Source organism: Pseudomonas sp. QD4, from assembly GCF_049199125.1.
In the GTDB taxonomy this organism is placed as follows: domain Bacteria; phylum Pseudomonadota; class Gammaproteobacteria; order Pseudomonadales; family Pseudomonadaceae; genus Aquipseudomonas.
In genome coordinates, this window is the sequence record NZ_JBLZOM010000001.1 from 1,230,254 (window position 1) to 1,257,252 (window position 26,999).

Sequence of the window (26,999 nt, forward strand, 5' to 3'; positions counted from 1 at the left end):
ATGCTGGCCTACATTGTTCGTCGACTGCTGCTGATCATCCCCACCCTGCTGGGTATCCTGCTGATCAACTTCGTCATCATCCAGGCCGCGCCCGGCGGGCCGGTGGAGCAGATGATCGCCAAGCTCGAAGGTTTCGAAGGCGCCACCAGCCGCATTGCCGGCGGCGGCGCCGAAGTCTCGGTGGCCGGATCCAGCTACCGCGGCGCCCAGGGCCTGGACCCGGCCCTGGTCAAGGAAATCGAGAAGATGTACGGCTTCGACAAGTCGGCGCCGGAACGCCTGTGGATCATGATCAAGAACTACGCGACCCTGGATTTCGGCGACAGCTTCTTTCGCGATGCCAAGGTGGTGGACCTGATCAAGGAAAAGATGCCGGTGTCCATCTCCCTCGGGCTCTGGAGCACTTTGATCATGTACCTGGTGTCGATCCCCCTGGGGATCGCCAAGGCCACCCGTCACGGCAGTCACTTCGATGTCTGGACCAGCTCGGCGATCATCGTCGGCTACGCGATCCCGGCGTTCCTGTTCGCCATCCTGCTGATCGTGGTGTTCGCCGGCGGCAGTTACTTCGACTGGTTTCCCTTGCGCGGGCTGACCTCCAACAATTTCGACCAGTTGAGCTGGGGCGGCAAGATCCTCGACTACTTCTGGCACCTGGCCCTGCCGGTGACGGCCTTGGTGATCGGCAACTTCGCGACCATGACCCTGCTCACCAAGAACAGCTTCCTCGACGAGATCAACAAGCAGTACGTAATCACCGCCAAGGCCAAGGGTCTGACCCAGCGCAAAGTGCTGTACGGCCATGTGTTCCGCAACGCCATGCTGCTGGTGATCGCCGGCTTCCCCTCGGCCTTTATCGGGATTTTCTTCACCGGTTCGTTGCTGGTGGAAGTGATCTTCTCCCTCGACGGCCTGGGCCTGATGAGTTTTGAAGCGGCGATCAACCGCGATTACCCGGTGGTGTTCGGCACCCTGTTCATCTTCACCCTGCTGGGGCTGGTGGTGAAACTGATCGGCGACCTCACCTACACCCTGGTCGATCCGCGCATCGACTTCGAAAGCCGGGAGCATTGAGATGAAACTGTCCCCCCTCAATCGTCGGCGCTTCGAGCGTTTCAAGGCCAACAAGCGTGGCTGGTGGTCGCTGTGGCTGTTCCTGATCCTGTTTGGCGCGAGCCTGGGCGCCGAGCTGATCGCCAACGACAAGCCGCTGGTGGTGCATTACGACGACAGCTGGTACTTCCCGGCGCTCAAGCGCTACCCGGAAACCACCTTCGGCGGTGAATTCCCCCTGGAAGCCAACTACAAGAGCCCGTATATCCGCGAGCTGCTGGCGGCCAAGGACGCCTGGGTGCTCTGGGCGCCCATCCCGTTCAGCTACCAGAGCATCAACTACGACCTGCGGGTCCCAGCCCCGGCACCGCCCTCGGCGGACAACCTGCTGGGCACCGATGACCAGGGCCGCGATGTGCTGGCCCGGGTGATCTACGGCTTCCGGATTTCGGTGCTGTTCGCCCTGACCCTGACCGTGCTCAGTTCCATCATCGGCGTGATCGCCGGCGCCCTGCAGGGCTTCTACGGCGGCTGGGTCGACCTGGTGGGGCAGCGCTTCCTGGAGATCTGGTCCGGGCTGCCGGTGCTGTACCTGCTGATCATCCTTGCCAGTTTCGTGCAGCCCAACTTCTGGTGGCTGCTGGGGATCATGCTGCTGTTTTCCTGGATGAGCCTGGTGGACGTGGTGCGCGCCGAGTTCCTGCGCGGGCGCAACCTGGAATACGTGCGCGCGGCCAGGGCCCTGGGGATGCAGAACGGCGCGATCATGTTCCGCCATATCCTGCCCAACGCCATGGTCTCGACCATGACCTTCATGCCGTTCATCCTCACCGGTGCCATCGGCACCCTGACCGCCCTCGACTTCCTCGGCTTCGGCCTGCCCCCGGGCGCACCGTCCCTGGGCGAGCTGGTGGCCCAGGGCAAATCCAACCTGCAGGCTCCGTGGCTGGGCATCAGTGCCTTTGCCGTGCTGGCGATGATGCTCAGCCTGCTGGTGTTTATTGGCGAGTCCGCTCGCGACGCCTTCGACCCGAGGAAATGAGATGAATCAGGACAATCTGATCGAAGTCCGCGACCTCGCCGTCGAATTTGTGGTCGGCGAGCAACAGCAACGGGTGGTCGAAGGCATCAGCTTCGACATCAAGCGCGGTGAAACCCTGGCCCTGGTGGGCGAAAGCGGCTCCGGCAAGTCGGTGACCGCGCACTCGATCCTGCGCCTGCTGCCCTACCCCCTGGCGCGCCACCCCTCCGGCACCATCACTTATTCCGGCCAGGACCTGCTGACCCTGAAAGAGAAGACCCTCCGCCATATCCGCGGCAACCGGATCGCGATGATCTTCCAGGAGCCCATGACCTCCCTCAACCCGCTGCACAGCATCGAGAAGCAGATCAATGAAGTGCTCGGCCTGCACAAGGGCCTGAGCGGCAAGGTCGCGACCCGACGCACCCTGGAACTGCTGGAGCTGGTGGGCATCCCTGAACCGCACAAGCGGCTCAAGGCCCTGCCCCACGAGCTTTCCGGCGGCCAGCGGCAGCGGGTGATGATCGCCATGGCCCTGGCCAACGAGCCGGAGCTGCTGATCGCCGACGAGCCGACCACCGCGCTGGACGTCACCGTGCAGTTGAAGATCCTCGAACTACTCAAGGAGTTGCAGGCCCGCCTGGGCATGGCGCTGCTGCTGATCAGCCACGACTTGAACCTGGTGCGGCGCATCGCCCACCGGGTGTGCGTGATGCAGCGCGGGCGGATTGTCGAGCAGGCGTCGTGCGCCGAGCTGTTCCGCTCGCCGCAGCACCCTTACACCCAGGAGTTGCTGGCGGCGGAACCCAGCGGCATCCCGGCTGGCAACGAAGTCGGGCCGCCACTGCTGGAGGTCGACGACCTGAAAGTCTGGTTCCCGATCAAGAAAGGCTTTCTGCGCAACACCGTGGACTACGTCAAGGCCGTGGACGGCATCAATTTCAGCCTGCCCCAGGGCCAGACCCTGGGCATCGTCGGCGAAAGCGGCTCGGGCAAATCGACCCTGGGCCTGGCCATCCTGCGGCTGATCGGCAGCAAGGGCGGGATTCGCTTCGAAGGCCAGGCGCTGGACAGCCTGTCGCAGCAACAGGTGCGCCCGCTGCGTCGGGAAATGCAGGTGGTGTTCCAGGACCCGTTCGGCAGCCTCAGCCCGCGCATGAGCGTCAGCCAGATCGTTGGCGAAGGCCTGCGCATCCACAAGATCGGCACCGAGGCCGAGCAGGAACAGGCAATCATCGACGCCCTCAAGGAAGTCGGCCTCGACCCCGAGACCCGCAATCGCTACCCCCACGAGTTCTCCGGCGGCCAGCGCCAGCGCATCGCCATTGCCCGGGCCCTGGTGCTCAAGCCACGGCTGATCCTGCTCGACGAACCGACCTCGGCCCTGGACCGCACCGTGCAACGCCAGGTGGTGGAGCTGCTGCGCAAGCTGCAAAGCAAGTACAACCTGACCTACCTGTTCATCAGCCACGACCTGGCAGTGGTCAAGGCCCTGAGTCATCAACTGATGGTGATCAAGCACGGCCAGGTGGTGGAACAGGGCGACGCCAGGGACATCTTCGCCGCGCCGCAACACCCCTACACCCGGCAGTTGCTGGAAGCCGCGTTTCTGGTGCCCGAGGGAGCCGAATAAGGCCCTGCCCTCGCCACAGCGTTGAGGGAAACCCGTTAATGGGTAGCGCAATGCTGCACTTGTGTGGCGAGGGCGCTTGCTCCCGCTGGCCCGCGCAGCGGGCCCAATCCCTACCACCTCGACGCATCTGACCCGACGCAGTGCACCCCCTTGCGACCGCTAAGCGGCCGAACGCGAGCTTGCTCCCTCGCCCCTGGGTGGCTATTCACCTAGCGCCGAGGCTGCCCAACACAAAACAACGCCACTGCCGCCTCGCTGCCCGTGAGGCCCAGGGTGGCGTTCATCGACAGGTCATCGAAGCCCATCACCACCACCGCGCCCAATCCGACGGCCGTCACGGCCAGGTACATGTTCTGGGTCACCGCGCCGGCCTCGAAATCCACGTAGCGCGCACCCCGGAGGCCATCGGCCTGCTGCTCGGCAAAATGCCGGATCGCCAACTCGCGGTCAGCGATGATCACCACCACGGCGGCGGCCTGCTCCAGCCAGGTTTCATCGCCCAGGGCCGCAGCGTTGAGGCTGCCCGGGCTCAACGCCGGGCCGACCTGATGCAGGGTGGCCGAGGCACTGTCGAAGTCGTGGACACCGGGGGCGAGGCCCTCCACGCGCCGGGCAATCACCCGCAGGCGCAGAGGGTGCAAGGCATGCGCCGAAGGTGCGCCGCGCTTGCCGTCGGGCGAGGTGTGGCCCTGGCCGGCCAGCAGGATCGAGTTCAGCTGTGCCAGGGCCAGGCCCTGGTCACTGAAATCGCGCTGGCTGCGTCGGTTCGACAACAGGCTGTGCAGCAGGTCACTGGCGCGGGCATCCATGGGGCGTCTTCCAGGCTGAAAAAGAGCCTGACGTTAACAGCTTCGCCAAGGCCCCGATCAAAGTTTTTTGCGCAGCGCCTGCTTGTGCACGTACATCGCCTTGTCCGCCTCGGCCAGCAGGTCTTCGACGCTCTGCTGGCTCTCGGGGTCGTACTCCACCAGGCCGACGCTGAAGCGCAAGTCGTAGCCGCGCTGCAGGGTCGTGTTGCGCTCGTCGAGGATCTCTTGCAGGCGGGCCATGATCGCCGAGGTCTCGATATGGTTGGAACCGGTCAGCAGCGCCACGAACTCGTCGCCACCCAGGCGGCCGATCACGTCGCTTTCACGGAAGGCAATGCGCAGCACATCGGCGAAAGTCTTGAGTGCCATGTCGCCTTCGGCATGGCCGTAGGTGTCGTTGATCTGCTTGAAGTCGTTGAGGTCGAAAAACAGCAGGGTCGCGGGTTTGGCCAGGCGCTGGCATGCCGCCAGGCCATAGCGGGCCAGGGCCACGAAACCACGGCGGTTGGACAGCAGGGTCAGCTCATCCATGCTCGCCATCTGCACCGCCGCCAGTTCCTGCTCGGCCATGCGTCCCAGGTCGCGCAGGAGCCCGCGCTCCTCGTCGTCGAGATCCCGTGGCTTGACGTCGATCAGGCACAGGGTGCCGAGCTTGCTGCCATCGGCCACGGCCAGCGGACAGCCGGCGTAGAAGCGAATCCCCGGCTCGCCGACCACCAGTGGGTTGTCATGGAAACGGTCGTCGAGCTCGGCATCGCTGACCAAAAGGATCTGCTCGCCGAGAATCGCATGCCCGCAGAATGAGATATCCCGCGAGGTTTCGCTGGCCTCCAGGCCCATGCAGGACTTGAACCACTGCCGCTCGCTGTCCACCAGACTGACCAGAGCAATGGGCACGCCGAACAAGCGCTTGGCCAGGCGGGTCAACCGGTCGAAACGTTCTTCGGCCTCGGTATCGAGCAGCTTCAATGCATGTAGGGTCTTCACCCGCGCAGCTTCATTGGCGGGCTTGGCTGGGGACAACATCGCGAACTCCATTGGGCGGCTAACTTTTTTGCTTAGCGTAGACCACCGCCCCTTTTCACTCCCGACCGTTTTACCGATCCGCCGCCGACGTCCGCCCTCCAGGCACCTCAAGGCTCAAAGCCTGGGCTTGAGCAACAACCCGCTGTAACTCAGCAGAAATAAAGCCAGGGCCGCGCACCACAAGGCCGCCGACAACCCCAGCGCCCAGCCGTTGAACGGCACCAGCAGCACCCGACACAAGGCCGCCAGCAGCATCAGGCCAAAGCCGATCACCACCGTTATCGGCGCGCGCAGGGGGCGCCCGGTATGCCCCAGGCTGACCCGGGCGATCATCGCCAGCACCAGACCGCCCAACCCGCCCACCGCCAGGGCATGGCTGGCCAGGCTTTGGTACGGCAATACACCGAGGTGCCAGAGCCCCATCGCCAGCGCCGCCAGGGCCAGCCAGGCATAGGCCAGGTACAGCGACCACAACAGCGGCACGCGCCACAGGCCGCGGTCATGCCAACGCCACAGCCGCCGCACGTGCAAGACCAGGAGCAAACCATAAGGCAGCACCAGCCAGGGCGTCGGCAGCTCACCCAGGCCCAGGCCGATGGACAGCGCCAGCAGCAACGTAGTGATCAACAGCAGGCGCGTGGTCCAGGGGCGATCCGCCGGGCTGGCCGGGCGGTTCAGGCCGCGCTGGATAAAGAACGGAATCACCCGCCCGCCAATCACACTGAGCAGCGCCGCCACCAGCCACAGGGCCGCCAGCACGCCGCGCCGCTGATAGGCCAGGTCATTCTCGGCGATGCCCCACAGGGTCAGGCCCTGGCACAGCGCCAACAGCCCCAGCACCGCGACGATCGGGTAATTGTCGCGTTTGCCGGCGGCCACCAGTTCACGGCCCAGGACCCACGCCAGCAGCGGTAAAAACAGCCCTTGCAGCCCGAGCAGCAGCGGAGCCGGCAACGGCAGCCACCACGCCAGGCGCGCCACCAGCCAGACCAGCCACAGCCCGAACAACGGCCCGCCGCTGATGCCGGGGCGCCCGGTCCAGTTCGGCACCGCGGTCAGCAGAAAACCGGCAATGATCGCCGTGGCGAAACCAAAGGGCATCTCGTGTCGATGCCAGGCCAGCATCCCGCCCACCGGCTGCACGCCGGGCAAACGCCCGTACAGCCACATCCCCCAGAGCGCCAGGGCGATGCAGCCGAAGCCGGCCCCGGCGAGAAAAAACGGGCGAAAGCCCAGGCTCCACAGCGGCCGACCGGTCCAGCTCAGGTAAGACTTATGCCATGACACAGGCTGCACTCTCCTGCTCTGCGTACAACCGGCGCTGAGCCAGTAAACGCATGACATAACCGACCTTGAGCAAGGTCGGCCCGAGAATCACCAGGGTGTGCAGGGACACCAATGCGCCAATCGGCGCCGGCCCCGAATAGAAATAGGCGCCATACACGCCCACCGCCAATAACAACGCGCCCAGGGCCAGCACCTTGCTCGACAGTTGCAGGACCTGCTGCGGTGAACTGAAGTCACGGATCATCATGGATACTCCTCGACAGCGCTTCGGATATAGCCTTGTAGTATCAGTATTCATGCCAACCAATAACGCCTTTAAATTCAGCCAGATAAAATCATTCGAGTCATAATGACATCTGATTTTCGCAGTCTTTATGACTATCTACGCAGTCATAATGACCCATAAAGGCAGGCTGCCTTTTTCCGCGCCAAAGGCGTAGATTTGCCCGATTCGTGCCCACCCCCTTGGGCGCCGTCCCCTCTTGCACACAAGGATGTCTCCTGGTGGCTAACCGTCCCGCTCCCGTCAGTGCCGAAAAAAGCCTGGGCCGCCTGTTGCTGGAGCTGCTGTGGCAATTGCTGGCACTGCTGCTGCCGATCTTTTTCGTCACCCTGCTGCCGCCGCCCCTGGCGTTGCTGGTGGTCGCCAGCTGCGCACTGCTGGCCTGGCTCAGCGCGCGCCTGGGCTGGAGCACCCTGGCCCGGGGCTGGATCCGTCTGCTGATCAGCGCGGTGTTCGGCCTGGGGTTCAGCCTGGGCCGGGCGCTGCCGGCGTACTGGGACATTGCCGCGGCGTTTGTCAGCATCGTTGCCGGGATGGCGGCTATCAGCAGTCTGGAGCGGCGCCTGGGCCTGGCCCGCGTCACCCAGGGCGACGACGGCGGCTCCGGCCCCAGCGCCTGGGGCGGCAACGAACCGCAAGTGACCCCGGAAGGCGAGCCGATCCGGGTGTTCAACCAGGGTGAAATCGCCATGGGCGGCCCGACCTATTGCGACTACCTGTTCCCCGATGGTGTGCTGCTGGAGGGCCTGGGCGCCTCGGCGCGCTTCAGCGAGGACGGGCGCTACTTCGCCGCCCCAGTGCCGTCGCGCCAGAACTGGGGGCTGGTGATACTCGACCGCCAGCAGCGCCGGGTCTATCACTGCGCCCACAGTGAGTTCTGGGAACTCGATCGCTTCGATGCAGCGGGCCTCGGCGGTCGCTACAGCCCGCTGGTGGACAACGGCACGCGCCAGGACCCGCTGCAAGATTTGCTGCAGGGCGCGCGGGCGGTGGACCTGGTGCCGATCGCCGACCTGTGGCTCGAGCCCGGCGCCTGGCAGCAGGCCGTGGCCCGGGTCGGGCTGGAAGAACACAGCCCCGAGGGCAAGCACTGCCTGACGGGGCAGATCGCCCTGCCTGACAGCCTGCGCACGTTGGAGCAACCCCTGGAGCCGTTGCGCAGCCCCCGCTATCACCTGAGCCTCGACGGCCAGCCTTCCGGCCTGCTGCTCGGGGCCGACAGCCCGCGGGTGTGGAGCGCGGCCGGCGACGGGTTTGCCTGCCTGGCCGACGACCCGGCCAGCGACACCCGCGGCTATTGGCTGTGGCAACTCGACCAGGGCTGGCGGGCGCTGCCCGAGCCCTGGCAGGCGAGCCCGCAGGAGCCGTCCTTCTACTGGTACAGCCTGCCGGCCCTGGACCATCAGCACCTGCGCTTCGACGCCTACCTCGACTGCGCCCAGCCGGACTACGGGACCTACGGCTACCAACTGCAGAGCATCCACGGCGACACCCAGACTCAGGTCGGCCATGACGCCCTGGGCCGGGTCCAGGTCGCCGACCTGCCCCTGGCGCGGATTCGCCTGGTGCTGCCGCTGGACAGCCAGGGCCAGCGCGGCAGCGCCCAGATCGAATCCCAGCCCTTGCTCGACGAGGTGCGAGCTCGCTTCAGTTGGCTCAGCGACAACCCGGACGGCCTCGGCGGCTACCAGTGCCAGATCGGCGACTGGAGCCTGCCGGGCAGTTGGCTGCTCGACCACCGGGTATCCACCTGCCAGCGCTACCTGGCCCTGCTGCCCTTTACCCAGGCCCCAGCGGTGGCCGGCCAGGTGCTGGTGGCGGATGTGCAACAGCGTCGGCTGATCCCAGGTCCGCCCATGCTCGCGGCGCGAATCCTCGATTTTCGCGATGCCCGCCTGAGCCTGGCGCTGATTGCCGGACGCCTTGACCAGTCGCTGCACAGCCACCCGTTACAGCGCTGCAACCAGCCGGCAGGCCCTGCCGAAACCGCCGCGTCGTTCTGCCGTTACCGCGAGGACTCACGCCTGTACTACCAGGTCGCGACCTTGCAGATCGAAGCTGGACACCTGCGGCGCCTGCCGGACTGGCGTCGGGTGCAGCGCCCGCAAGCCGCGGTGGCCGACGGCGATTTCATCCAGCCCAGCCCTGGCGGGGAGGATGCCGCCTGGCTGTTCGGCTGCCAGACCGAGTACGCCGACAGCTGGCTGCGGCCGAGCATGCCGCGCCTCGGCGGGCACCTGCTGACGGCCTCGGGTTGCGCGCTGAAGGACCTGGCGCCGTCGATGATCTGGTCCGGGGACGGGCGCTACCTGGCACTGACCCGCCTGTTGAGCGAGACCCAGGGACGCGATCAAAACGGCCGGGGCTGGCAGTTGCTGCTGCTCGATGTGCGCGAGCGCAGCCTGCGCATCGCGGCGCAGCCGTTGCACAACCGCCCGCAGTTCGAAACGTTTGTCGGCGACCGCCTGAGTGTCCGCCTGTTTGAACGGGACTGGCAGCCCGAGCGCGATGGCGATTCCGGCCACCTGCTGAAGCTCGACCTGGCCCAGTTGCTGAGCCTGCCCGCCGAGCCGCTGATCGAGCATCACGGCCTGTGGCTGCGCGCCGCCGATCAGGCCGACCTGGAGGCCTGGCAAGCGTTGCCGCGCCCGGACTGCATCGACTTTACCGGCCCCGCCGCCCGGCGCTGAGGCCGCTTCCTCAGCCTTCGGTCAACGGTCGGCGCGTGGCCTGCACGCGCTGCGCAGTGTCGATCACAAATTGGGGGATCTGCGCCGCCGGCAAGGCCTTGCTGAAGTACCAGCCCTGGATGATCAGCTCCGAGCTGGACTGTAGAAAGTCCAGCTGCTCGCGGGTTTCGACGCCTTCTACCACCACCCCCAGGTCCAGGGTCTCGCAGAACCGCAACAGGCCATTGAGCACCTGGGCGCCCTTGGCTTCGTGCTGGGCGAGGACAAAACTGCGGTCGATCTTGATGCTGTCCACGGCAAACTGATGCAGGTAACTCAAGGCGGAAAAGCCGGTGCCGAAATCGTCGATATAAAACCGCGCACCCATGGCATGCAGCTTGCCGATCAGGCGCTGGGTGATCAGCACATCGCCCACCAGCGCATCTTCGGTGACCTCCACCGAGACCCGGCCCTGGGCCCGGGCGAGGATTTCCAGGAGGCGTTCGCTGTGCTCGGCGGAGGCCAGGGTCGCGCCGGAAATATTGATCGTGATCGGCAGTTCGAAACCGCTTTTCTGCCAACTCAGGTGCTGGCGCACCGCCTGGGAGGCGACCCAGAAGTCCACATCCGCCATCAGCTTGGCCTGGCCCAGCCACTGCAACAGTTCCCAGGGCGACTGCTCGCTGCCGCCGCGATCCCGCGCCCGCAGCAACGCCTCGCAGCCGGTGCAGAGCCCCGTGCGCTGGGACACCTGGGGCTGATACTCGAGGTGGAACTCGTACTCGCTGAGCTGCTGCACCCGGGAGAACGCATGGGCGCGCAGGGCCGCGGCCTTATAGGAGGCCACCACCGGATCGAGTTCGAACAGCCGGCCCTTTTCTTCCAGGCCGTGAAAGGTGGTGTCGAAGGTCCTCAGGTAGACCTTGGCGTTCTCCGCGCTCTGGCGCTGAATCGCGCGTACATAGGGCACATAAATCACGGTGCCCAGGCCCAGCAGCACCACCTGCAGCAACACCGCGCCCCAGTCGCCCTGAGTGCTCAGGTAGGCATTGAGCAGCACCGGTGCAGTGAACGGCACCGTGGCCACCGACGGCGCCACCCAGCCCAGTTGCACCGCGCCCAGCGCCAGGGTGGCGTTGACCATCGGCACCAGCACAAAAGGCACCAGCAGGCGCGGATTGAGGATGATCGGCAAGCCGAACAGCAACAGTTCGTTGACGTTGAACAGCGACAGCGGCAGGCTCGCCACCGCCAGCAGGCGCATCGACTGATTGCGCGAAAACAGCAGGATGGCCAGCACCAGGGCCAGCGATCCGCCCGAGCCCCCGATAAAGGCGAAGCAACCCAGCAGGCCGCTGTTGAGGGCGAAGCGCACCGGTTGCCCGGCGGCCAGGTCGCTGGCATTCATCGCCACGGCCTGGTCCATCACGTCGAACAGCGGCTGCATGGCGTAAGAGCCGTGAATCCCGAAAAACCACAGGATCGAATTGGCCGAGGTCAGCAAGGCCGCACTGCGGTAGGGGCTGTCCAGCGAGCCGAGACTCATGGGCTGCTGCATGTAGGCGATCTGCGGAATCTGCAGCAGCAATTGCAGCACGCACACCAGCAGCAGCACGGTCACCGCCCCCGGCAGCACCATATTGATGGTGCCCTTGAGGTTGTAGCCCACCAGGTCTTCGTGCACCAGGCGGGTCCAGCGCCGACGGTGCAGCCAGGCAATGATCGGCACCGTGACCAGGGGCGAGGCGATGGCGATGAACAGGACGAAGGTCGCCGCCGCCAACGGGTAATCACGCAACAGGTAGCTGGCGATCACCACATGGGCCAGGCACAGCAGGGCCACGGGCAATTGCGGCAAGCGGTAGCGGATGGCCAACATGTAGCCGATGGACGTTGCCACCAGCAGCGGCAGCACCGAGTTGATCTGGGTGTGCAGGCCGGCGAACATCTCCGACACCTGCACCGGCAGGCCCAGGGCGCGGGCACATTGGGCCAGGATCAGAAAACTGGCCGAGACCAGCAGGCAAGGCAGCAACCACAACAACCCTTCACGAATCGCCCGCAACGACTCGGCGCCCGCCAGGGCCGCCAGGCGATGGGTGAAGAACAGCCTGAACAGGGTTTTCGGCATCTGGTTACCCCTCCCTTGCAACACCCGGACAAGCGCTGGCCTGCTCGAAAGCTGACGAGAGTGAAGCTAACACTGAAGAAACACCGACCCGCAAGGGCTATTTTCCTCGTGGCTCAGGGCTGCTTGATGTAGGTCCCGCGCAAGTCGCGGTACTCGTAGTTGCCCGACATCAGCAGCGCGCCCTTGAGCAACTGCAAGCGGTAGCCGCGCCGGGTTTGCGGGTTCCAGACTATAGCCAGGTTGCTGGCGGTCAGCGGCACCCGTTGCTGCATCAGCAGCGGCGCCACGCCGGGGCGTTCAAGGCGCATGCTCACATCGACACTGCCCAGAGCATGGGGATCGGTGCCGGGTACCAGGGTCAGGATCAACTCGGCGCTGCGCTGCTCGGCAGCGTCACGCATCAGGTAGCGTCCGCTGCGCTGCTCATCGGCCACCGGCCCGAGCTTGTCCTCGGCGACCTTGCCAGGAATTTCCTGCAGCATCCCGTTAAAGCGCTTCGCGCCCTGGACCCAGACCGCCTCACGCTTGCCCTGCGGGTTGTTTTCGGTCTGCACATACCAGGTGCCGGTGATCTCGCCATGGCTGCCGGACTCCACCAGGGTCACGCTGCCGGTCTCATAGTCGCCCCCCACCAGAAGGATCGGCTGGCCGCTGCCGCCTCTGGGATAACGCACTTCGCCCACCAGCACTTCGCCCTGGCGCTGCCACCAGAGCTCGACCGGGATCTTGCCCTCGAGGGTGCCCCTGAACACTGGCGGCGCCTCGCTGACCGGGCTCTCGAGTCGTGAATGCTCCTGCCACTGACCGTCGACCAGGGCACGGTAGGTGACGTTGAAATAACCCCGGGGCATGAAGCCCTCCTCGGGCGCTGGGGTGTAGCCCTGCTCGATCCGCTCCTCGACCATCAGCGGCAGGTTGTTTTCCACTTTCCAGCTGGCGTCCTGATGCCAGCAGCAGCCGCTTTTGGACCAGGTGTGCAGGCGCTGGGCCTGGCGATCGGTGTCGAACATGCCCAACTGCCCATTACGGGTCAGGTCGGAAAACGCCGGGCTCAGTTGCAGGCGCCGGGTGCTGGGGTCGAACAGGTAGACATCGTAGGACGGCCCGCCATAACCGCCCTCGCTGCCATTGCGCAGGGCCAGGTCCTGTTCGCCATCAAAGTTGAAGTCATCGAAAAACAACGCGCTCTGGTCGCCGTACATCGGCGCCTGCCCGGTGGACAGGCTGCCGTCCTGCCTGAGGGTGGCATAAGCGGCAGGCGAATCCAGGGTTTGCAGGAGTTCGCCACTGGTTTTGTCACGCAGGCTGACGGTGGCCGGCGCCGATTCGTAGCTGTCGACCGGGGGCTGGGCAAAGCGCAGTTCGACGCGGTATTTCTGCGCCGGATCAGTCAACTGATACACCAGCGGCTCGGCGGCGGCCGCAGTGGCCAGCAGCAGGCCGGCAACCACCAGCACGGGGCGGATAGACATGGGGAGCGGCATCCTTGCAAAACAATCGGGGGCGCGCAGTTTAACGGCAAGCACCGGTTACTGAAACGCACCCGATGCAAAAGCAAACCAATATCATTTGCACCAGACTGACCCTTTTGCTTAAATCGCGATCAATTCCTATTTGCACCCAAGGCGCCCCCACGCCGGATGGACATCGTGCTTTCACCCCTGCCCCCCGATACCGCCCTGGTCCAGACCCTCTACAGCACCCACCATCGCTGGCTGTACGAGTTGCTGCGCCGTCGCCTGAGCAACGCCTGCGACGCCGCCGACCTGGCCCACGACATTTTCGTCCGGGTGCTCAAGCGCCCGCCGGTGCTGGCCTGCGTGGTGCACCAGCGTTCGTACCTGGCAACCATTGCCCGTGGCCTGTGCATCGATCACTGGCGCCGCCGGCAACTGGAACAGGCCTGGTTGCAGGCCCTTGCCGCGCGCCCCGAGCCACTGCAACCGTCGCCGGAGCAGCGGGCGATTATCATCGAGACCCTGTACGAAGTGGATGCCATGCTCGCGCGCCTGCCGCAGCGGGTCAGCGCCGCCTTTGTCCTCGCGCAACTGCACGGCATGCCCTACAAGGCCATCGCCGTGGAGATCGGCGTCAGCGAACGCATGGTCAAGAAATACCTGGCCCAGGCCCTGATGCACTGCGCGATGCTCGAAGCCGAGCTCGACGGCCTGCTGGTGCAATGACCCATGGCCAATGAAGCCAGGCGCGGCACCCTGAGCCACGCCAGCCTGCAACAGGCCGCGCAATGGTTCGTGCAGCTGCACGATCCGCAGGCCACCGAGCACGAGCGCCAGCGCTGGCAGCAGTGGATCGAACAGAACCCGGAACACCAGCAGGCCTGGTGTTACGTGGAGCGGGTCAGCCAGCGTTTTGCGCCACTGCAGGTCGCCGGCGAACAACAGGCCGCCAGCCAGGCCCTGCGCCACGGCGCCCGCGCGGGGCTGTCACGCCGCCAGAGTATGCGTGGCCTGCTCTTGCTCGGCGGCGCCAGCCTGCTGGGCTGGGGCACCTGGCGCGGCACCGCGCTGCCCGATGCCCTGAGCCGCTGGAGTTCGGACTACGCCACCGGCACCGGCGAAACCCGCGAAGCGCTGCTCAGCGACGGCAGCCGGATCTGGCTCAATGCCTTGAGCGCCCTGGACGTGCGCTACGACCCGCAGCAACGCCTGCTGCGCCTGCACCTGGGTGAAGTGCTGATCGACACCGCCCGGGATGCGCTGCAACGGCCCTTCCTGGTGCACAGCGAACACGGGCAGATGCGCGCGCTCGGTACGCGCTTCAGCGTGCGCCGGGAGCCGCAACGCACCCTGCTCAATGTGTATGCCGGGGCGGTCGAGGTGCGCACCGCCGACGGTGGCCAGGTGCAGGTGGTCGAGGCCGGCCGGCAACTGGCCTTCGACCGCTACAGCCTGGGCCCGAGTCAGCACGCCAGCGCCGCCCGCGAAGCCTGGAGCCGAGGCCTGCTGCTGGCCGACAACCTGGCCCTGGGGCAACTGGTGCAGGAGCTTGGGCATTACCGCAGCGGGCACCTGGGCTGCGATCCGGCCATTGCGCACCTGGCGGTGATGGGCTCGTTCCCGCTGCACGACAGCGATCAGGCCCTGCGTCTGCTGGAGGCCGCGCTGCCGATCCGGGTCCGGCGCCTGGCGCCCTGGTGGGTCAGCCTCGAAGCCAGGGCATGAGCCCTGAAGATTTTTTTTGACCTGCGGTTCCCTTTTCGATGTTTGCTTCGGTTAACCCCTTAGCAGCACTCACATTGCCGATCGAATTGATCCAAAGGGACCCCCATGCCGTCACCCACCACCCTGCGTTTGCGCTTCCCGTTGCGCCCCCTGGCCCTGGCCATCCCCGCCGCCCTGCTGTGCCTGGCACCCCTGCCGGCCCAGGCCGCCGAAGCGCCCGCCAGTGAACACCAGACCCGCGCCTTCAACATTGCCCCGGGGTCGCTGGTGACGGCACTCAACAGCTTCTGCGAACAGGCCGGGATCTTCCTCGCCGGGCAGAACGAGCTGGCACAGGGCAAGCGCAGCGCCGGGCTCAGCGGCAACTACAGCGTCGCTGAAGGCTTGCAGCGCCTGCTCCAGGGCTCCGGCCTGCAAGCACAGCCCCTGAGCAGCGGCGGCTATGTGCTGCAGAGCCTGCCCGAGGGCAGTGGGCGCGTGGAACTGGGGGCCACCACTGTCTCGGCCCAGGGCCTGGGCGCCACCACCGAGGGCACCCAGTCCTACACCACCGGCGCCACGTCGTCGGCCACCGGCCTGGCCCTGTCCCTGCGCGAAACGCCGCAGTCGGTGACCGTGATCACCCGCCAGCAAATGGATGACCAGGGCGCCACCAGCATTGCCGACACGCTGCGTCGCGCCCCCGGGGTCAGCGTGCAGAACTACGACAGCGAGCGCTGGGAGTTCTCGACCCGGGGCATGCCCATCACCAACTTCCAGTACGACGGGGTCAACTCGACCTACGACGGGGTCTACGACTACGGCACCACCAGCACCGATATGGCGACCTTCGACCGGGTCGAAATCATCAAGGGCGCCAGCGGCCTGATGACCGGCTCGGGCGACCCATCGGCCACGGTCAACCTGATCCGCAAACGCCCGACCCGGGACTTCAAGGCCTCGGTCACCGGTACCGTCGGCTCCTGGGACAATTACCGCAGCGAGGGCGATATCTCCGGCCCGCTGACCGAAAGCGGCAACGTGCGCGGGCGCTTTGTCGGGGTCTATCAGGAACGCCAATCCAACCTCGACCACTACCAGAACACCAAGGACATCGCCTACGGCGTCCTGGAAATGGACCTGACCCCCGACACCCTGCTGACCTTCGGCATGGACCAGCAGAACACCCGCTCTCGCGGTGCCAGCTGGACCGGCTTCCCGATGTACAACAGCGACGGCTCGCGCACCCGTTTCTCGCGCTCCTTCAACCCCGGCACCGACTGGAGCCGCCGCGACTTCCAGACCCAGACCCTGTTCGCGTCCCTGGAACAGAAGCTGGCCAACGACTGGAAACTCAAAGTCAGCTACGACCGCAAGCACCGCGAGCACGACACCCTGCTCGGCTCGGCCAGCGGCGGCAACCCGGATGCGGCCACCGGTGACGGCATGTTCATGTACATGGGCAAGTTCGTCGGTGACCAGACCCAGGACAATATCGACATCAACCTCAGCGGCCCCTTCACCCTGCTCGGCCGCGAACATGAGCTGATCGCCGGTTTCACCTCGATGAACGCGCGCCAGAACGACCCGGTCTACGGTTCGGTGTACCCGCTGCTCGGCAGCAGCATTTATGACTGGAACGGCAAGTTCGCCAAGCCGGATATTCCCCGCGCCGGCAGCGACAAGATCAGCAAACGCCAGACCGGCGCCTACCTCGCCACCCGGCTGAAACCCACCGACGACCTGTCGCTGATCCTGGGCGGGCGGATCAGTGACTTCAAAGCCTCGGACTTCACCGACTTCGACGACCCGGCCCAGGCCGACATGCGCACCGGCTACCACCAGACCGGGGTAGTGACGCCTTACGCGGGCGTGGTCTATGCCCTCAACGACACGTACTCGGTGTACACCAGCTACACCAATATCTATCAACCGCAAATGAGCAAGGACGCCAGCGGGCAGGTCCTCGACCCCATCGAAGGCGACAGCTACGAGGCCGGGATCAAGGCCGAGTACCTGGACGGCCGGGTCAATGCCAGCTTCGCCGTGTTCAGGATCGAGCAGGACAACGTGGCGCAGATCGTCAGCGGCTTCGGCACCGACGCCATCTACCGCGCCGCCGAGGGCGCCACCACCAAGGGCTTCGAACTGGAACTGGCCGGCGAGCTGCTGGAAGGCTGGAACCTCAGCGCCGGCTACAGCTATAACCACACCCGCGACGTCAACAACGACTATGTCTATGGCTCGGTCCTGCGCAGCACCGCGCCGCAGCAGGTGGCCCGGGTGTTCAGCAGCTACCGGTTGCCCGGCGCCCTGCAGAAACTCACCATCGGCGGCGGCGTCAACTGGCAGAGCGAGTTCTACGGCAATGTGTTCCAACCCGACCCGAACGACACGGTCAACGGCGGCCATGACTCACGCCTTACCCAGGACGGCTACTTCCTGGTCGACGCCATGGCCCGCTACCAGTTCAACCAGCATCTGAGCTCGACCCTCAACGTGAAGAACCTCTTCGACAAGAAGTACTACACCGGCATTGGCAACTTCAGCACCGGCTTCTATGGCGAACCCCGCAGCCTGCAACTGACCACCAAATGGGATTTCTGACCTGACCTGTAGCCGCTGCCGAGCCGGCGAAGCTCGGCAGCGGCTACAGGTTTGAAAACACTTGATCCGGTCGGGCCGGCGCCTGACACTCGTTCACCCCGGCCCGCCCCAAGGAAGCCCCGCGATGAAGCCGTCAGGCGCCCAGCACTTCGACCAGGCACCCCATTTCTGGCGCGATGCAGCCTTGCCTTTTATCGAGGCCCGGGCCATCGCCGATGGCCGCAAGGCCTGCTATGCCCGGCACTCCCACGAACAATTCTCCTTCGGCACCATCACCGCCGGGCACAGCACCTACGTGCATGAGCACCGCACCTTTCACGTCAGCACCGGCAGCGTGGTGCTGATCAACCCGGGCGTGGTGCACGCCTGCAACCCGATCGAGGACCAGCCCTGGTCGTACCGCATGCTGTATGTCGACACCCCTTGGCTGACGGCCTTGCAGCAACAGACAGGGTTCAGCCAGGGCCCGGGTTTCCAGCCCTATTCCACGCCGTTGAGCAACGACCCGCAGCTGTTTGCCCGGGTCAACCAGCTCTATGCCGTGCTGTTGGATGAACAGCTGTCGAGCCTGGACAAACAGCAGCAGGTCGCGGATTTTTTCCGCACCTTGCACCAGCACCTCGAGCCCGGCTGCGCGCCGCTGCCCGAGCCCAGGCACAAGCTGGAACGCGCCGCCGACTACATCCGCGACAACTGTACCCGCGCCCTGAAAATGCACGATATCTGCCAGGCCGCGGAGCTGTCGGCGTCTTACCTGAACCGTGCGTTCAAGCAGCACTACGGCATGACGCCCCACGCCTTCCTGGTCAACCAGCGGGTGCAACTCGCCTGCCTGCGGCTGCGCCAGGGCGCGGCGATCGCCGAAGTGGCCGCCGAAGCCGGCTTTGCCGATCAGGCCCACCTGCAACGCGCGTTCAAGCAGCACCTGTCGGCGACGCCCGGGCAGTACCGTGCCTGACTCAGGGCAGCAGCAGGTAGCCGGCACTCAGCACCAGCAATGCAGCCATGCTGCGGTTGAAACGGCGCACGCCCCCGGGGTGTTCCAGGTACTGGCGCAAGAAGGTGCCGGCGTAGGCCCAGCAGGCCACCGACAGGTAGCAGATCACCAGGTACACCGCTGCAAACAGCCACACCAGCCGAGCCTCGCCATTGGCGGCAAAGGCCCCCATCCCGGCCACGCAGGCCAGCCAGGCCTTGGGGTTGAGCCACTGCATCAGCGCGCCATACAGCATCGACGGCGCCCGACCGTTGCCCTGGGTGTCGATCTGGCCACTGTCCCGCGCCAGCTTGTAGGCCATGAACAGCAAAAAGCCCACGCCAAACAGCTGGATCCCCCGGGTCAGCCACGGCCAGCGCAACAACAGCTCATGCAGCCCCAGGCCGATCAGCACCAGCAACAGAATGAAGCCCAGGGTCGCACCGGTCACATGCCGCAGGCTGGCCCGCAAACCGAACCGGGCACCCGCACTCAAGGCCACGATATTCACCGGGCCGGGGGTAATCGAACAGGCCAGGGCAAAGGCCGCCATGGAAAATATAACGCTCATCACCTACCTTCTCCCCATCACAATGTCTGGCCAGCACGGTAGATGCCCGGCCCGGCCCCTGTATTGAAGAAAACTGCCCCCGGCCCCAAGCCGCGCCCATGGAATAAGCCGATGCGCCCCGTCCCGCCGCTGTACACCCCACGCCTGCTGTTGCGCATGCCGACCCTGAGCGACCTGGATGCGGTCCATTCGATCCATGGCGACCCCGAAACCAACCGCTTCAACCCCAATGGCGCAGCCAGCCGCGATGCCTGTCGGGACAAGGTGCAGGGCTGGATCGAACACTGGCGACAACAGGGGTTTGGTTACTGGGCGCTGTGCCGGCGCGAACGCCCTGAAGAGATCCTGGGGTTTGGCGGGATCATGGATTCGCGCTTTGGCGAACGCACCGGGCTCAACCTGTACTTCCGCCTGGAGGTGCCCGCCTGGGGCCAGGGCTATGCCAACGAGATGGCGACCGCCGCCCTGGAACTGGCGTTCCACCGCCTGCAACGCCCGGCCGTGATCGGCCTGGTGCGCCCCGACAACCTGCCTTCGCGGCGCGCCCTGGAACGCCTGGGGCTGAGCCTGTACGGCGAACTCGAGGATTTCCCCGACCTCGCGCCCAGCCTGCTGTATCGCCTGGACGCCGAGGACTACCTCGCCCACCACCCACGGCCCGGTGGCGCCTGATGCCGGCCTTCGAACTCTGCCCGGCCCAGCGCGACGAACTGGATATCCTCGACCATCTGTTGCAGTTCTACCTTTATGAACTCAGCGCCTGGCTGCCCCTCAAACTCGGGCGCCACGGCCTGTACGAGATCCAGTCCCAGGACGACTACTGGCGCTCGCCCCATACCCGCCCATGGCTGATCCGTGTCGACGGCGAGCTGGCCGGGATGGCCTGCGTCGATGACCGGGTGCACGCGGCGAGCACCCGCTACAACCTGGGCTACCTGTTTATCAGCCGCAGGTTTCGCGGCCAGGGCCTGGGGCGCGCGGTCAGCGCCCGATTGCTCGAGCAACTGCCGGGCGCCTGGCAAATCGTCCATATCGACGCCAACCAGCCGGCACGGATGTTCTGGGCCAGGGTCATGCCCACCCTCAGCGGTGGTACCTTCGATTGCCAAGCCATCAGCGCCGATGGCTACCCCTGCACCCTGTACAGTTTCAATCACCCCTAGACGAAAGAGAGCCTTCTGCATGGACCCGCTGCACATCCTGTCGAGCGAACACTGGCAGGTCAGTTATCGCCGTGACGCCCGCTATCCGGGCAGCTTGATCGTTTCCTCGGTCGCCGAGGCCAGCGACATCGTTGACCTCGCGCCCCAGGCGCTGCTCGCCCTCGGCCCGGTACTGGCCTGGACCGAGAGCCTGCTGCAGGCGCAATACGCGCCCGTCAAGGTGGTGTTCTACAAACTGGGGTTCTCCAAGGGCTTCAGCGTGCACTTTCATGTACTGCCGGTGACCCAGGCGCTGCTCGGGCAAATCAGCGCCCACCCGGACTACCCCACCGAGCCGGACGGCAACGATGCCATCCTGTTTGTCAGCCGGGTCTATGCCGAACGGGCCCTGACCCCGGCCGAGCGGGTGCTGCAAGCGGACGAGGCGGCGCGCCTGCGGCACTGCGCGCGGGACTTGCGGGCGCCTGATGCGAGCGGCCGTTAAGGCCCGGATATTTATTTTCCGCACCCTGCATCCAGATCGCCGCCTGGCGGGTAGTACAGACAGCAGCCCCCTGATGCTGCCCGGCTACCCCCCCTTTCTGGAGCGCTACCCATGAATGCCAAACACTTGTTCAGCCTTGTCGCCACTCCCCTTGCCGCCAGCGCCTGGCTCCTGGCGATGCCCGCCGCCCAGGCCCAGACCGAGCTGCCGGAAAGCGTGCGGGTGCCTGCCGGGCACACCATCGCCCTGGAAACCGTCGGCGTCGGCGAGATCACCTATGAATGTCGGGACAAGGCCAACGCCGCCGGCCAGACCGAATGGTTTTTCGTCGGTCCCAAGGCGGTGCTCAATGATCGCAGCGGCAAGCCGGTCGGCAGCTACTTCGGCCCACCCGCCACCTGGCAGGCCAAGGACGGCTCGACAATTACCGGCACCCAGGTGGCGGTCGCCCCCTCCAGCGCAGGCAACCTGCCCTATCAACTGGTCAAGGCCAACCCGGCCGACGGCAAGGGCGCCATGACCGGCGTCAGCTATGTCCAGCGGGTGGCGCTCAAGGGTGGCGTGGCGCCGAGCGCGGCCTGCACCAGCGCCAACAAGGGCCAGCGCGAGCAGGTGCAATACCAGGCTGACTATATTTTCTGGGCCGCCAAATAAGCGGTAACACAAACAGCGAAATGGCCGGACCTGAACTCGTCTACGCTGCCTTTCGCGAGCCCCGGCCACTCGGCCGGGGCGCTGACCACCTGTAGACGGCCAAAACCTGTGTCCTTGCCCGAGACGCTGTTCGACTATGAAGCCAGCCTCGCCGCCTGCGCCCGCGGCGAGCGTCAGGCGCTGCAGGCGTTGTACCAGCAGGAAGGCCCGCGCCTGCTGGGCGTGGCCAGGCGCCTGGTGCACGATACCGCGCTGGCCGAAGACATCGTGCACGACGCTTTCATCAAGATCTGGACCGGCGCCGCCAGCTTCGATCCACTGCGCGGCGATGCCCGGGGCTGGATCTTCAGCATCACCCGGCACCTGGCTTTGAATTTCCTGCGGCGCCAGGGCCGCGAAGTGCAGGTCGACGAGGCCGCAGTCGAGGCCCTGCACGCCTTGCATGAGTGGCCGGCCGAGCCCCACGGCGAACAGCTGGCCCAGGGCGGGCGCATCCTGCACTGCCTGGAGCAACTGGAACCGGCGCGCCGCGAGTGCATTCTCAAGGCCTATGTCGACGGTTACTCCCACGCGCAGATTTCACACAAACTGGGCACCCCGTTGGGCACCGTCAAAGCCTGGATCAAGCGCAGCCTCACGGCACTGCGGGAGTGCATGGGATGAACCGCGAGCCGACAGGCGACACCCTGGAGCAACTGGCCGGCGAATACGTGCTGGGTACCCTGGAGGGCGAACAGCGCGACGCCCTGCAACGTCGTCTGGCCAGCGAACCGCGGCTGCGCGCTGCGGTGGATGCCTGGGAACAGCGCCTGCATCCCTTGACCCAACTGGCCGCGCCGCACCCACCTTCGGCGCATTTGTGGAGCCGGATCGAACGCAGCCTCGGCGACAGCCAACCCCGATCACACGCCCCTCCCCGCGCCTCGGTATCCGCCTGGTGGAATCTACTGCCGCTGTGGCGCGGGCTGGCGGCGACCGGGCTGGCCGTCAGCCTGATTCTGGGCAGCCTGCTATTGACCCGGGCCGTGCCGGTCAGCACACCGACCTACCTGGTGGTGCTGGTGGCACCGCAAAACCAGGCCCCCGGCTGGGTGGTCCAGGCCAGCAACCCACGGGAAATCCAGCTGATCCCCCTGGGAATGGCCCAAGTTCCGGCGGACAAGGCCCTGGAATTCTGGACCAAGGGCGACGACTGGCAAGGCCCGGTTTCCCTGGGCCTGGTCAAGCCCGGGCAGACCCTGCACGTGCCCCTGGACAAACTGCCCCCTCTGGAAGCCAACCAGTTGTTCGAGCTGACCCTGGAACAAAGCACCGGCTCAGCCATCGGCAAACCCACAGGCCCGGTGCAATTCATTGGCCGTGCAGTGAAAGTCATCTAGGCCGCGAACGGGTATTTCCCGCCGTAACAAAATCTCACGCGTGAGCTATTGAGAATCAGCGAATTGATCTGTAGTGTTCTCACGCGTGATACCTGAGACACGGAGACACCCCAATGAAAACCCGCCTCCCCGCAAGCCCGCCCGACGATTCAACGGCGGATTCAGAGAGCCGACCAGGAGAGCCCGCAAAGGCCTCCAGCAAGAAACCATCCAGCTTCTATATGAAGCAGATGCGTGCCGGCCTCAGCGCCGCGGGTTATGTGAAACACGAAACTTGGGTGCTGCCGGAAAACCGCAGCGTGCTCAAGGAACTCGAGAAGAAGCTGCGCCAGCCGCTGATGGCTGGCTCACCGGTATTGGAGAACAACATGATTGCAGGTGAAAACTGGTCCATCGATCGTCTCTTCAGCGCCTTGCAGGCACTCGATGAGGTGACCTCGCGGGAAATCACCCTGACCCTGATGCAAGGCTCCGAGCAGAGCATCAAGTTGCAGATGAACGAATACGGCGGCCTGCCGATTTACATCGCGGTGGTGGGCGAGCAGATCATCGTCGACACCGTGCTGGTGGATCTGGAATCGATCAACGACGTGGTCCGCTTCAACGACGCCGTGCTACGCAGCCGGGAAATGTTCCCGCTGTCGTCGATCGGCATCGAGTCGATGCCCAATGGCCAGACGGTCTACAACATGTTCGGCGCGCTGAGCTCGGGTTCCAACCTGACCAACGTGGTGACCGAAGTGCGCACCCTGATCGACAACGTACAACGCGCCACTGAAGCCTTCGAAAGCTTCTTCAACTGATTTTCCCGAACCTGGAGCCTTCACCATGACTCAGTCCATCTGGAACAAACTCTTTACCGCCCTGCGCGGCGGCGCCAACGAAGTCGGCGAAGCCATTGCCGACCAACAGGCCCTGCGTATCCTCGACCAGGAAATCCGCGACGCCGACGGCGCCCTGGCCAATGCCAAGCGCGAGCTGGTGACCATCATGGCCAAGCACAAGCTGTCGTCCGAGCGCGTTGCCGAGTACAACGCCAAGATCGCCGACCTGGAATCCAAGGCCATGGCCGCCTTGCAGGCCAACCGCGAAGACCTGGCCCTGGAAGTGGCTGAAGCCATCTCCGGCCTGACCACCAGCCTCGACGCCGAGCAGAAGCAGTCTGCCGAATTCGGCACCTATGCCGAGAAGATGCGCAAGGACATTGCCAAGGCCGAAGCCCGGATCAAGAGCCTGCGCCAGCAAGTGGACATGGCCAAGGCCCGGGAAAGCGTGCAGAAAGCCCAGGTCAGTGCCTCCATCGCCAGCGGCGGGGCCAATGGCAAGCTGGAAACCGCAGTCGGCACCCTGAGCCGCCTGCAAGCCAAGCAGGACCAGCGCGCCGCCGAGCTCGAAGCCCATGAAGAATTGGCCGATTCCGCCAATGGCAACGACCTGGAGCGCCGCCTGCAGGAAGCCAACATCATCCCCAACCAGGGCAGCGCCAACGCGATTCTCGACCGCCTGAAAAAACAGTCGGCCTAGTAATCAGCCCACTTGTAGCCGCTGCCCGAGCCTTCGGCAGCGGCTACAGGTCTTGGCAGAACGGCCTTCAGGAGGGCCAGGATGGATGCAGTGAAAGGCTTCAAGACGCTGGCCGGGCTGGCGTTGCTGATGCTGGCGGTACAGGTGCTCAACAGCGCCCTTGGCTATAGCCTGAATATTTTCGGCCTGATCCCCCGTACCCTGCAGGGGTTGCCGGGGATTGTCCTGTCGCCCTTCCTGCACGGTTCATTCGGCCATCTGGCGGCCAACCTGGTGCCCTTCCTGCTGCTGGGTGCCCTGGTGATGACCGAAGGCCTGAAGCGCTTTGTCAGCGTCAGCCTGACCATCATCCTGCTCGGCGGCGCCCTAGTCTGGCTGTTCGGTTTCAGGGGCATCCACGTGGGCGCCAGCGGCTGGGTCTTCGGTTTGTGGGCCTACATCCTGGCCCGTGCCTGGTTCCTGCGCAGCTGGGGCAGCCTGCTGGCCGCCAGCGTGGTGATGTTCCTGTATTCGGGGCTGATTTTCGGCTTTATCCCCCGCGCCGGCGTGTCCTTCGAAGGGCATATCGCCGGTGCCTTCGCCGGCTTCGTCGCCGCGAAAAGCCTTTTCTCCCGCCCGCGGGCGATGTCTAATGCGCCCCGGTAACCCCTCGCTCACACTTGCCGCGCGCCATGCCCGGCAGCGCTGAGCGTTGCATCGCCCCACTCGCCTCAAGGACATCAGCAATGGGATGGTTTAAACAATTCCTCGGTTTTGAAGCCCCGAAAGCCCAGGCGAGCCTGCCCGCCGTCGGTCCCCTGGGCCTGGCCCAAGGGCTGGCCGTCAGCTTCGACCCAACCCTCAAGCTGCTGCTCGACGGCAAGAGCGCGGTGGTGATTCCCGACACCCAGCAGATCTGGAGCCAGGGCGTGGTCGACCTCGGCCAGTCCAACTGGCTGTCGCGTTTTTACATGAACGACGAAGACTACTGGCTGCAGATCCACACCAGCGGCGCGGTCGACGGCCAGGTCGAATCGGTGATCCTGTTCAACTACCTGAGCTACGTGACCATCAGCAGCGAAGCCGAGTTGCGCCGCCTGGCCGGCCCCGACAGCCTGATCGGGCTGCCCGGCTACAGCCATGACGGCGCCGAATACAGTCGCGAATGGGGCACCGAAGCCGGTCAGACCGAACTGGTGGCCTTCAGCGAACGGGTCAGCAACCCGGATCAGTCCTACGTCGTCGAACACCGCTCCATGCTCTATGCGCGGGACACCGGCCTCACCGATCGCCGCGAGTTCCTGCTGTTTTCCGTGGAAGAAGACGCCGAAGGCAGCATCAGCCTCAGCACTTCCCTCGGCATCTCGCTGTACATGACCGACTTGCAACCTCTCTGACCAAGGACCAGGCCCATGCTTGAAGCACTTTCGATTTCCCTGAACAAATTCGCCGTGATCGGCTTTGTCACCTACATCCTCGGCGCCGCGGTGCTGTTCGGCCTGTTCCAGTTCGTCTACACCCGCCTGACGCCACACAAGGAATTCGAGCTGATCCGCGAAGGCAACGTCGCCGCCGCCATTGCCCTGGGTGGCGCGATCATCGGCTTCGCGATCCCGGCCAGCAATGTCATCGCCTACTCCATCAGCCTGCTGGACTTCGTGGTCTGGGCGCTGATCGCCGCCGTGGTGCAGATGCTTGCTTTCTTCATGACCAGCCTGGTGCTCAAGGGCACCTCGGAACGCATCCGCCGGGGTGAAGTCGCCGCCGGCATCTACGTGGCAGCAGTCGCCATCAGCGTCGGCCTGCTCAATGCCGCCTGCATGACCCCTTCCCAGAACTGATGGCCTGAACGGAGCCCGTGATGAAACGAAGTCAATACGTTCAGCTGTCCCTGGCGACCTCGGTGGCCCTGGCGATTTCCGGCTGCAATTCCGAGCCGGATACCATTTCCGTGCAACAGAAATTCAACTTCCAGTCGGTGCAGGAATGCGTCGACGGCAAGCTCCCGGTCGACATCTGCTCCGACGCCTATATCAAGGCCATGGCCGAACACCGCAGCCGCGCGCCGCTGTATGACAACCAGGCCGATTGCGACGCCGATTTCGTCGAGAACTGGTGCCAGCAGGAGTCCAACGGCAAGTTCATCCCCAAACTCGGCGGCTTCCAGATCTCCGCCGACGGCACCTTCACCCAGGCCGACCTCGACCGGGCCAAGGCTGCGGGCATGGACGCCGGCAACTCGGGCAACTCCGGCGGTTCCGGCGGCTCGACCAACGGCCTGCTGACCGGGCTGCTGATCGGCAATATGCTCAGCGGCGGCAATCGCAGCTACTACTCCGAACCGGTGTACCGCTACCGCGACGACCGCGGCGGTTACGCCAACTCGACGCTGAACCAACGCATCGACTCCGGCTCGACCTTCAGCCGGTCGCGCCAGGCGCAGATGGGCAACAGCTTCAAGAACACGCGGCCGATCTCCGTCGCCTCCTCCACCTCGCGCGGCGGTTTCGGCAGCCAGGCCAGCGCCCGCAGCGGTTGGGGCGGATCGAGCAAAAGCTCGGGGCGCTCCAGCAGCTAAGGAAACTACGG

Annotated in this window: 27 protein-coding genes; 20 read left to right on the forward strand and 7 right to left on the reverse strand. The window is 65.2% G+C overall.

Annotated elements, in window-relative coordinates:
• The 3 genes from ACOZJV_RS05240 to ACOZJV_RS05250 are packed head-to-tail and all read left to right on the forward strand — an operon-like array spanning position 1 to position 3,707.
• The gene (locus ACOZJV_RS05240) at positions 1 to 1,074 is read left to right on the forward strand and encodes a microcin C ABC transporter permease YejB (RefSeq protein ID WP_078471299.1); all 1,074 of its coding nucleotides are present in this window, start codon (positions 1 to 3) and stop codon (positions 1,072 to 1,074) included.
• Position 1,075: 1 nt separating this feature from the next.
• On the forward strand, positions 1,076 to 2,095 hold the full coding sequence (locus tag ACOZJV_RS05245; RefSeq protein WP_421547013.1) for an ABC transporter permease: 1,020 nt from the start codon (positions 1,076 to 1,078) through the stop codon (positions 2,093 to 2,095).
• Between the two features lies 1 nt (position 2,096).
• Positions 2,097 to 3,707 carry an ABC transporter ATP-binding protein gene (locus tag ACOZJV_RS05250; protein WP_421547014.1) on the forward strand — a complete coding sequence of 537 codons (1,611 nt, stop codon included), beginning with the start codon at positions 2,097 to 2,099 and terminating at the stop codon, positions 3,705 to 3,707.
• 209 nt (positions 3,708 to 3,916) lie between these two features.
• Here ACOZJV_RS05250 and ACOZJV_RS05255 read toward each other — a convergent pair whose 3' ends face one another.
• The 4 genes from ACOZJV_RS05255 to ACOZJV_RS05270 all read right to left on the reverse strand — a co-directional run bounded on the left by ACOZJV_RS05255 (position 3,917) and on the right by ACOZJV_RS05270 (position 7,073).
• A complete protein-coding gene (locus ACOZJV_RS05255) occupies positions 3,917 to 4,516 on the reverse strand; it encodes a SagB/ThcOx family dehydrogenase (protein WP_421547015.1) in 600 nt (199 codons plus the stop codon).
• A 57-nt stretch (positions 4,517 to 4,573) separates the two neighbouring features.
• Positions 4,574 to 5,542: a diguanylate cyclase gene (locus ACOZJV_RS05260; RefSeq protein WP_421547016.1), complete on the reverse strand. Its 969-nt coding sequence runs from the start codon at positions 5,540 to 5,542 to the stop codon at positions 4,574 to 4,576.
• Positions 5,543 to 5,656: 114 nt separating this feature from the next.
• Positions 5,657 to 6,787, reverse strand: a complete 1,131-nt coding sequence (locus tag ACOZJV_RS05265) for an NnrS family protein (RefSeq protein ID WP_421547584.1) — start codon at positions 6,785 to 6,787, stop codon at positions 5,657 to 5,659.
• 28 nt (positions 6,788 to 6,815) lie between these two features.
• A complete protein-coding gene (locus ACOZJV_RS05270; RefSeq protein WP_421547585.1) occupies positions 6,816 to 7,073 on the reverse strand; it encodes a transmembrane sensor/regulator PpyR in 258 nt (85 codons plus the stop codon).
• A 260-nt stretch (positions 7,074 to 7,333) separates the two neighbouring features.
• On the opposite strand from ACOZJV_RS05270, the gene ACOZJV_RS05275 reads away from it, so the two are divergent.
• Positions 7,334 to 9,802 carry a hypothetical protein gene (locus ACOZJV_RS05275; protein ID WP_421547017.1) on the forward strand — a complete coding sequence of 823 codons (2,469 nt, stop codon included), beginning with the start codon at positions 7,334 to 7,336 and terminating at the stop codon, positions 9,800 to 9,802.
• Positions 9,803 to 9,812: 10 nt separating this feature from the next.
• Here the strand turns inward: ACOZJV_RS05275 and ACOZJV_RS05280 are convergent, their stop codons facing one another.
• On the reverse strand, positions 9,813 to 11,912 hold the full coding sequence (locus ACOZJV_RS05280) for an EAL domain-containing protein (protein ID WP_421547018.1): 2,100 nt from the start codon (positions 11,910 to 11,912) through the stop codon (positions 9,813 to 9,815).
• 113 nt (positions 11,913 to 12,025) lie between these two features.
• Positions 12,026 to 13,384 carry an XAC2610-related protein gene (locus ACOZJV_RS05285; RefSeq protein WP_421547019.1) on the reverse strand — a complete coding sequence of 453 codons (1,359 nt, stop codon included), beginning with the start codon at positions 13,382 to 13,384 and terminating at the stop codon, positions 12,026 to 12,028.
• 168 nt (positions 13,385 to 13,552) lie between these two features.
• Between ACOZJV_RS05285 and ACOZJV_RS05290 the strand changes: the two genes are divergently transcribed.
• The 4 genes from ACOZJV_RS05290 (at position 13,553) to ACOZJV_RS05305 (ending at position 18,638) form a co-directional block, all read left to right on the forward strand.
• Complete coding sequence (locus ACOZJV_RS05290; protein ID WP_078471307.1) at positions 13,553 to 14,095, forward strand: sigma-70 family RNA polymerase sigma factor; 543 nt, start codon at positions 13,553 to 13,555, stop codon at positions 14,093 to 14,095.
• 3 nt (positions 14,096 to 14,098) lie between these two features.
• Positions 14,099 to 15,094 (forward strand): FecR domain-containing protein, encoded by a 996-nt coding sequence (locus tag ACOZJV_RS05295; protein ID WP_421547020.1) that lies wholly within the window; start codon positions 14,099 to 14,101, stop codon positions 15,092 to 15,094.
• Between the two features lie 105 nt (positions 15,095 to 15,199).
• The gene (locus ACOZJV_RS05300) at positions 15,200 to 17,680 is read left to right on the forward strand and encodes a TonB-dependent siderophore receptor (protein WP_421547021.1); all 2,481 of its coding nucleotides are present in this window, start codon (positions 15,200 to 15,202) and stop codon (positions 17,678 to 17,680) included.
• A gap of 124 nt (positions 17,681 to 17,804) precedes the next feature.
• Positions 17,805 to 18,638: an AraC family transcriptional regulator gene (locus tag ACOZJV_RS05305; RefSeq protein ID WP_078471310.1), complete on the forward strand. Its 834-nt coding sequence runs from the start codon at positions 17,805 to 17,807 to the stop codon at positions 18,636 to 18,638.
• Between the two features lies 1 nt (position 18,639).
• On the opposite strand, the gene ACOZJV_RS05310 is transcribed toward ACOZJV_RS05305, so the two are convergent.
• The gene (locus tag ACOZJV_RS05310; protein WP_078471311.1) at positions 18,640 to 19,227 is read right to left on the reverse strand and encodes a LysE family translocator; all 588 of its coding nucleotides are present in this window, start codon (positions 19,225 to 19,227) and stop codon (positions 18,640 to 18,642) included.
• A 111-nt stretch (positions 19,228 to 19,338) separates the two neighbouring features.
• Between ACOZJV_RS05310 and ACOZJV_RS05315 the strand changes: the two genes are divergently transcribed.
• The 12 genes from ACOZJV_RS05315 to ACOZJV_RS05370 all read left to right on the forward strand — a co-directional run bounded on the left by ACOZJV_RS05315 (position 19,339) and on the right by ACOZJV_RS05370 (position 26,988).
• A complete protein-coding gene (locus tag ACOZJV_RS05315; protein ID WP_421547022.1) occupies positions 19,339 to 19,899 on the forward strand; it encodes a GNAT family N-acetyltransferase in 561 nt (186 codons plus the stop codon).
• Positions 19,899 to 20,390, forward strand: coding sequence for a GNAT family N-acetyltransferase (locus ACOZJV_RS05320; protein ID WP_421547023.1), 492 nt, complete (start codon positions 19,899 to 19,901; stop codon positions 20,388 to 20,390). Before ACOZJV_RS05315 ends, ACOZJV_RS05320 begins: the two co-directional genes overlap by 1 nt.
• A 19-nt stretch (positions 20,391 to 20,409) precedes the next feature.
• A complete protein-coding gene (locus tag ACOZJV_RS05325; RefSeq protein ID WP_421547024.1) occupies positions 20,410 to 20,874 on the forward strand; it encodes a hypothetical protein in 465 nt (154 codons plus the stop codon).
• 111 nt (positions 20,875 to 20,985) lie between these two features.
• Complete coding sequence (locus ACOZJV_RS05330; protein WP_201130715.1) at positions 20,986 to 21,528, forward strand: DUF3455 domain-containing protein; 543 nt, start codon at positions 20,986 to 20,988, stop codon at positions 21,526 to 21,528.
• 108 nt (positions 21,529 to 21,636) lie between these two features.
• The gene (locus ACOZJV_RS05335; protein WP_201130714.1) at positions 21,637 to 22,191 is read left to right on the forward strand and encodes a sigma-70 family RNA polymerase sigma factor; all 555 of its coding nucleotides are present in this window, start codon (positions 21,637 to 21,639) and stop codon (positions 22,189 to 22,191) included.
• The gene (locus ACOZJV_RS05340) at positions 22,188 to 22,907 is read left to right on the forward strand and encodes an anti-sigma factor (protein ID WP_421547025.1); all 720 of its coding nucleotides are present in this window, start codon (positions 22,188 to 22,190) and stop codon (positions 22,905 to 22,907) included. The genes ACOZJV_RS05335 and ACOZJV_RS05340 overlap by 4 nt, the downstream gene beginning before the upstream one ends.
• A 113-nt stretch (positions 22,908 to 23,020) precedes the next feature.
• Positions 23,021 to 23,710: a YjfI family protein gene (locus ACOZJV_RS05345; RefSeq protein ID WP_078471318.1), complete on the forward strand. Its 690-nt coding sequence runs from the start codon at positions 23,021 to 23,023 to the stop codon at positions 23,708 to 23,710.
• Between the two features lie 25 nt (positions 23,711 to 23,735).
• Complete coding sequence (locus ACOZJV_RS05350; protein ID WP_421547026.1) at positions 23,736 to 24,431, forward strand: PspA/IM30 family protein; 696 nt, start codon at positions 23,736 to 23,738, stop codon at positions 24,429 to 24,431.
• Between the two features lie 81 nt (positions 24,432 to 24,512).
• Positions 24,513 to 25,076 (forward strand): rhomboid family intramembrane serine protease, encoded by a 564-nt coding sequence (locus tag ACOZJV_RS05355; RefSeq protein WP_078471320.1) that lies wholly within the window; start codon positions 24,513 to 24,515, stop codon positions 25,074 to 25,076.
• Positions 25,077 to 25,156: 80 nt separating this feature from the next.
• Positions 25,157 to 25,807, forward strand: coding sequence for a DUF2491 family protein (locus ACOZJV_RS05360; protein ID WP_201130712.1), 651 nt, complete (start codon positions 25,157 to 25,159; stop codon positions 25,805 to 25,807).
• A 15-nt stretch (positions 25,808 to 25,822) separates the two neighbouring features.
• Positions 25,823 to 26,251, forward strand: a complete 429-nt coding sequence (locus tag ACOZJV_RS05365; protein WP_078471322.1) for a DUF350 domain-containing protein — start codon at positions 25,823 to 25,825, stop codon at positions 26,249 to 26,251.
• Positions 26,252 to 26,271: 20 nt separating this feature from the next.
• Complete coding sequence (locus tag ACOZJV_RS05370; protein ID WP_078471323.1) at positions 26,272 to 26,988, forward strand: DUF1190 domain-containing protein; 717 nt, start codon at positions 26,272 to 26,274, stop codon at positions 26,986 to 26,988.
• Positions 26,989 to 26,999 lie beyond the last annotated feature (11 nt).